1 pseudogene is annotated in these 263 nt (G+C 80.2%); it reads left to right on the forward strand.

The features are described 5' to 3' along the window. Positions 1–263: pseudogene (locus tag KZZ06_RS21195) on the forward strand (AraC family transcriptional regulator); the annotation flags it as partial.

Consider the following 263-nt stretch of genomic DNA (forward strand, 5'->3'; position numbering starts at 1 on the left):
GTCGCGGCTCCTGGCCTCGGCGCTCACGGCGCTGGCGGAGGAGCCGGTGCTCTACGCGGTCGACGGCCGCGGCGGCCACCTCGCCGCCCTGGTGCTCGACGAGATCGGCCGGGCCCCCGCGACGCCGCTGGCGCTGCCGCTCCCGCGCGACCCGCGCCTGCGCCGCGTCTGCCTCGCGCTGATCGAGGATCCGGCCTCGGAGGCCGATCTCGACGCCTGGGCCGACCGGGCCGGCGCGAGCCGCCGCACGCTCACGCGCGGCT

The sequence above is a fragment of the Sulfitobacter sp. CW3 genome (assembly GCF_019392245.1).
Taxonomy (GTDB): Bacteria; Pseudomonadota; Alphaproteobacteria; order Rhodobacterales; family Rhodobacteraceae; genus Sulfitobacter.